4 protein-coding genes and 2 pseudogenes are annotated in these 6,352 nt (G+C 64.0%); all 6 read right to left on the bottom strand.

What is annotated here, in order from left to right:
• Positions 1-154 precede the first annotated feature (154 nt).
• Positions 155-1,129: pseudogene (locus tag I5M_RS15575) on the bottom strand (aminotransferase); the annotation flags it as partial.
• A 21-nt stretch (positions 1,130-1,150) separates the two neighbouring features.
• Positions 1,151-1,474 (bottom strand): rhodanese-like domain-containing protein, encoded by a 324-nt coding sequence (locus I5M_RS15580; RefSeq protein ID WP_022722242.1) that lies wholly within the window; start codon positions 1,472-1,474, stop codon positions 1,151-1,153.
• A gap of 254 nt (positions 1,475-1,728) precedes the next feature.
• A complete protein-coding gene (locus I5M_RS15585) occupies positions 1,729-3,624 on the bottom strand; it encodes a potassium transporter Kup (RefSeq protein WP_022722243.1) in 1,896 nt (631 codons plus the stop codon).
• Between the two features lie 191 nt (positions 3,625-3,815).
• A pseudogene (locus I5M_RS29860) lies at positions 3,816-4,680 on the bottom strand (flagellar motor protein MotB).
• A complete protein-coding gene (locus tag I5M_RS15595) occupies positions 4,677-5,450 on the bottom strand; it encodes a motility protein A (protein WP_022722244.1) in 774 nt (257 codons plus the stop codon). Before I5M_RS15595 ends, I5M_RS29860 begins: the two are co-directional and overlap by 4 nt.
• A 248-nt stretch (positions 5,451-5,698) precedes the next feature.
• The coding region (locus tag I5M_RS15600) for a phosphatidylcholine/phosphatidylserine synthase (RefSeq protein ID WP_022722245.1) at positions 5,699-6,352 on the bottom strand (654 nt) is incomplete at its 5' end.

A 6,352-nucleotide genomic window follows, 5' to 3' on the forward strand; every position in this document is an offset into this window, starting at 1 on the left:
CGTTATTCGTCCACGCGGTTCATGAGGCCGCGCTTCTACTAGGACTTATTACCGGTCCACCCGACATAAGAGCCGGTAACCTCTGCTGCCTTCGATCGCGTTAACAGGTGTCACGCCGCCAACGCGGGCAGAACCCTATTCGCACAACGATGCCGCTGAGCCCGAGCGGCGCCAGATCGACGGTGAGGAAGTACGTGCCTTGCGAGCGGATCACCGGAAAGCCGATCTGCTTCAGCCCCTCGGCGAGCCGGTCGCGGCTCCGCGCCAGATCCTTGCGCATCGACAGGAAGTAATCGTCGTCCTTGCCGAGCCCATAGGCCACCGCGACCTGCAGGTTGGGCGCTGTGGTGAAAGCGAGGAACTGATGCACCTTCGCAGCGACCCGTAGCAGCGGCGGCGCGGCGCAGACGAAACCGACCTTCCAGCCGGTCAGCGAGAAGATCTTCCCCGCCGATCCGATCTTGATGCAGCGATCGCGCATGCCGGGGATCGACATCAGCGGAACATGCTCGACGCCGTCGAACGTGACGTGCTCCCACACCTCGTCGCAAATCGCGACCGCATCGTACTCCTGGCAGAACCGCGCCAGCAGCTCGAGGTCTTCGCGCGGATACACCACCGCGGCCGGATTGAGAGGATTGTTGAAGACGATCGCCTTGGTCTTGTGATTGAAGACCTTGCGCAGCGCTTCCTCGGTGATACGCCAATGCGGCGGCTCCAGCCGCACCAGGCGCGGAACACCGCCGGCCTGGCGGATGATCGGCAGATAGGAATCGTACACCGGCTGAAACACGATGACTTCGTCGCCCGGCGACGTCACGGCGAGGATCGCGCTGGCCAGCGCCTCGGTGGCGCCGGACGTCACCATCACTTCGGTCATCGGATCGAGATTGACGCCGTGCCAGTGCGCGTAGTGCGTGGCAATGGCCTGGCGCAGTTCCGGGATGCCCATCATCGACGGGTACTGATTGTAGCCGTTCAGCACCGCGTCCGCCGCAGCGCGGCGGATGTCCTCGGGCCCCGGATCGTCGGGAAAGCCCTGGCCGAGATTTATGGCGTCGTTGTCGCGGGCGAGCTGCGACATCGCCTCGAAAACGGTGACGGGCAGTCCGGAAAAGACCTTGTTCATCGTGCCGGCTTCGTCTCGCCGTCAGTGGCCCGGCTTGGTCGGCAGTCCGGCGGCCTTCCAGCCGAGGATGCCGCCCGCCAGATGCTTGTCGTAACGCAGCCCGGCCATCTGGGCTGCCTGCGAGGCGGCGACGGAGCGTTTGCCGGAGCGGCAGGCGAACACGATCTCCTTGCCCGCCGGATCGGGAATGGCTTTCGGATCGAACGTCGAGAGCGGCACCACCACCGCGTCTGGATAGGCTTCGGCGGCGACTTCGTTGGGCTCGCGCACGTCGATCAAAAGATAGCGGCCTTCCGCAATGCCCTTGGCGACGTCCTGCGGCATCAAATCGTGAACCTGCCCCACCTGCGTATCTCCCGCTCTCGCGCTGCCTGAACTCAAAACCGCAACTGCGAGAACGACGCTCGGCCATTGCGCAGCCAAAGTCGCGCCAAGCGCGCAAAAAATCAAGCTTCGCAACGTCTTCGTGGGCATTCTCATCGACTGGCTCCCGGATTTCAGCCGGCGTTCCGACCGGCTCCGCCCGGATAGCACGCGGCCTCAGCCAGCCCAGACCGCCTGGATCAAATTCACCCGCCTTTCGGGTGCAGCCGCTGCGATCAGATCGTGACTTGAGTCCCCACCTCGACGACGCGTCCGGTTGGAATTTGGAAATAGTCGGTGGCGTCGTTGGCGGATTTGCTGAGCGCGATGAACAGCCGATTCTGCCACTTCGGCAGGCCGGACTTCGCAGCCGGCTTCAGCGAGCGCCGGGAAACGAAGAACGAGGTCGACATGATGTCGAACTCCCAGCCGAGCTTGCGCGCGGCGACCAGCGCCTTGGGCACGTTCGGCGATTCCATGAAGCCGAACTTCAGCCGCACCTTGCTGAACTTGTCGCTCACCTTCTCCATCCGCACCCGATCGGCGACGCTGACGCGCGGGGTATGCGCTGTCTCGATGGTGAGAATGACGTTGTGCTCGTGCAGAACCTTGTTGTGTTTCAGGTTGTGCAGCAGCGCGGTCGGGACGTAGTCGGGGTCGCCGGTGAGAAACACCGCGGTGCCTTTGACCACGTGCGGCGGCCGTTTTTCCAAGCTGGTAATCAAATCGGTGAGCGGCACTTCGGTGCGTCGGGTCTTGATCGTCAGCAGCGAAACGCCTTTGCGCCAGGTCCAGATCACCACCACCATGGCGATGCCAAACAACAGCGGCACCCAGGCGCCCTCGAACAGTTTCAGGAGATTGGCGCTGAAGAACATCGTATCGACCGCGACCAACGGCACGATCAGAGCAGCGGCTGCGAGCGGGCGCCAATGCCAGAGCTGCCACACAACGACGAAGCCCATGATGCCGTCTGCCACCATGGTGGTCGACACGGCGATGCCATAGGCGGACGCCAGCCCGCTCGAGGTCTGGAACAGCAGCACCAGGAGCATCACGCCGATCAGCAGCAGCGCATTGACGCGCGGCAGATAGATCTGCCCGGCGTGTGTCTCCGAGGTGTAGCGCACCTCGAAACGCGGCAGCAGGCCGAGTTGCACCGCCTGACTGATCAGCGAATAGGCGCCGGTGATCACCGCCTGGCTGGCGATCACGGTGGCAGCCGTCGCCAGCACCACCAGCGGCACCACGTAGCTCTCAGGCACCATCCTGTAAAACGGATTTTCCAGCGCACTCGGATGCGACAACACCAGTGCGCCCTGGCCGAAATAGTTGATCAGCAGCGCCGGCAGCACCAGTGCCAGCCAGCCGGTCTGGATCGGGCGACGGCCGAAATGGCCGAGATCGGCGTACAGGGCCTCGCCGCCGGTGACGGCGAGAAACACCGCCCCCAGCGTCACAAGGCCGATGGTGCCGTGATTGGCCAGAAAATGCGCCGCGTACCACGGGTTGATCGCCGAGAGCACCGACGGGTCGTCGGTGATATGCACCGCCCCCATCACCGCCAGCGTGCCGAACCACAGCAACATCACCGGCCCGAAAGCGCGCGCTACGATCGCAGTGCCGTGGCTCTGCACCGCGAACAGCGCCATGAGGATCAGCACCGTGAGCGGCACGACGTAGTGGTCGAGTGCCGGCGTGGCGATCTTCAGACCTTCGACTGCGGACAGCACGGAAATAGCGGGCGTGATCATCGAATCGCCGATGAACATCGACGCGCCTACCACGCCGAGCACCAGCAGCAGCCGGCTGCGGCGGCCGAGCGCGCGCTGGCCGAGCGCCATGAGCGACAGCGTACCGCCCTCGCCGTTGTTGTCGGCGCGCAGCAACAGCAGCACGTATTTGGCAGTGACGACGATGAGCAGCGCCCACAGGATCAGCGACAGCACGCCGAGCACCATGACGCGGGTCGCGTGCGCGCCGCCGGACGCGCTCGCCAGGGCCTCGCGAAAGGCATAGAGCGGCGACGTACCGATATCGCCGAACACGACGCCGACTGCGCCGAGGGTCAGCGCAAAAAAGCCGGTCGACGTCGTCTCGGACGCGTCGTTGGTTGCGGCGCTGAGGGCCATGGCTGCTGGAGAACGCTCGTTCGGTGGTTTCGATCCCGAACGGCGCAGGTCGAGCCGGACCCACGCCGGCCGCTTCGGCTTTAGATCGAGCCGGCACGGACGATAGCAGGTTTATCGGTAAATTCGTAAGGCGCAACCAGTGAGCGCGCAACCGGCCGCATGTTGGCGAGGTCGCTGGGGAAAATGCCCGATCAGGGCTTCAGCCCGGGAGGCAGCGTCGGGTTTTCGCGCATCAGGGTGATGGTCACCCGGCGGTTGGCGGCGATCGAAGGATCGTCGGGAAACAGCGGCTGCGTGTCGGCCTTGCCGGTCACCGCGAAAATATGGGCGCTCGGCAGGCCCTCGCGTTCCAGAATCTGCCGCACGGCGTTCGCCCGGTCGGACGACAGGTCCCAGCCGTTATAATCGCTTCGCTGCGGCATCAGCCCGGTCGAGGTGTGGCCGACGATTGAAATCCGCAACGGCGTCGCCCGCAGCGGCACGGCCAGACGCTGGAGCAGAAGCCGGGTGCGTTCGAGGGGCGACTTGGCGCCGTCGGCGAACATCGGCCGCCCGTCCTGATCCATGATCTCGAGATTGAGACCCTTGTTGGTTTCCTCGAACATCACGTTCTTGGACAGTTCGGCGATCTCCGGCATGTCCTGCAGCGCCTGGCGCAGCGAGGCGGAAGCCAGCGCAAATTCGCGGTCTTCCTTGGTGTTGATGCCCTCGTCGCGGGTCACGTCGCCCGGCGACGGCTTGGACGTCGACAGCTCCGGATTGACGTGCTCGGTGTTCTTGACCTTGCCGCGGGTCGGCAGGCCGTCGTTCTCGATGATGCCCGAATAGCGCGAATCGTTCTGCACGCCGAAGGCGTCGCGCATCGAACCGGCGACGATCTTCAGCTTCTGGGTGTCCTGCGTCGAGAATGCGACGAGCATCACGAAGAAGCTCATTCAACAGACCCATCAGGTCGGCGAAGGTGACGAACCAGCCGTGCCCGCCGGCGTGTTCCTCCGGCCTTCTTCTTTTTTGCCATCGCTGCTTGTCCGGACGATCGTCAGCCGCCGGCGTCAGGCCGGCACCGTTTCGTCTTCCTCGTGGCGATGCTTCTCGGGCAGGTAGGCCAGCAACATTTCGCGCACCAGCGTCGGGCTCTTGGAGTCGCGGATCATCAAGATGCCGTCGATGATCAGTGTGCGGTTGGTCTCTTCATCGATCTTCTTGCCGTGCAGTTTGTCGGCGATCGGCAGGCAGAACAGATTTGCGACCAGCGCGCCGTACAGCGTCGCCAGCAGCGCGGTCGCCATGAACGGACCAAGCTTGGACGGGTCCGACATGTTGGAGAACATCTGCACCATGCCGATCAGCGTGCCGATCATGCCGAACGCCGGAGCGCAGTCGCCGATGGCGCGATAGATCTTGCTGCCTTCGTCGAGGTGCATCAGGAAATTGTCGCGGTCGCGCTCGAGATTGTCGCGGATGAATTCGATGTCATAGCCGTCTGCGACGTAGCGGATGCCCTTGGCCAGAAACGGATCGTCGGCCTCGACCTTTTCGAGCCCGACCGGGCCAGATTTGCGGGCCACTTCGGCGATGTTGGCGAGCTCATCGACCAGATCGCGGGCCGACAGCCGGCTCATGGTGAAGGCGAATTTTGCCCCAAGCGGCAGGCCGTGCAGCATCACATTGAGCGGAAACCGGATCATGGTCGCGGTGATCGAACCGCCGAAGATGATGATCATCGCATGCTCGGAGATGAACATGTGCAGATCACCGCCCATGAAAACCATCACAGCGATAACCGCTATGCCTCCGGCAAGGCCGGCACTCGTCATGATGTCCATGGTTTACTCCGACGCGCACGCACAAACCCGCCCACCTTCTGGCGGCGAGTGCCCCCTCGATGCGGGCAGCCTCGGAACCCTATAAGCTGTGCCATTAAAGACGCGTAAAGCTTGTTGCCAGCTTCGCGCACATGATGGCTTTGCCGACCTCGGAGAACTACGCGGTCAGGCTCACGGCGCTCGCGCCACGGCGGACGCGAGTCGGCAAGGAATTGGTAACGATTAGGATCAGGTCGGCGGCGCAGCGATCAGTTCAGCCGCGCCGGCCGTTCATCGTCGTGCGGCGGCTCGGAGACCACCAGGGTCGGCCGCGGGGTTGCCGGCGGCGGGGTGGTCTTCTTGGCCGCGGCGGCAGCGCTGCGCTGATGGTCGCGATACGAGCGCCAGCCGATCGGCAGGCTGAGCAGATACAGAACCGAGCAGGCCGATAGGATGTGCCACGGGTAGCCGATCAGCAGCGCGATAAACAGCACCACCGAGACGAACACGGGCAGCACCATCTCGGGTGCGACCCGGAGGCGCACTGCCTTGCCGGAGAACACCGGCAGCCGCGACACCATCAGGAAAGCGATCAGCAGCGTGTACAGCGCCGTCAGCACCGCCGGCGGCGTCGGCGCACCCAGAAAGCCCATATAAACCGGCAGCAGTACCGTGATGGCGCCGGCCGGCGCCGGCACGCCGGTGAAGAAATTGGCCGCGAAGGCCGGCTTGTTGGGGTCGTCCATGGTGGCGTTGAAGCGCGCCAGCCGCAGCCCGCCGGAGATGGCGAAGATCATCGCGGCAATCCAGCCGACATTGTTGAGGAAGTGCAGCTGCCAGAAATACAGGATCAGGCCCGGCGCGACGCCGAAATTGACGAAATCCGCCAGGCTGTCGAGCTCAGCGCCGAATTCGACTGACCC

Origin of the sequence: Rhodopseudomonas sp. B29 (genome assembly GCF_000333455.1) — a bacterium.
Lineage (GTDB): Bacteria > Pseudomonadota > Alphaproteobacteria > Rhizobiales > Xanthobacteraceae > Rhodopseudomonas.

Bases quoted from the DNA above. Each gene is read 5' to 3' on its own strand.
- I5M_RS15585 (WP_022722243.1), bottom strand. From the start codon at position 3,624: ATGGCCCTCAGCGCCGCAACCAACGACGCGTCCGAGACGACGTCGACC.
- I5M_RS15595 (WP_022722244.1), bottom strand. From the start codon at position 5,450: ATGGACATCATGACGAGTGCCGGCCTTGCCGGAGGCATAGCGGTTATC.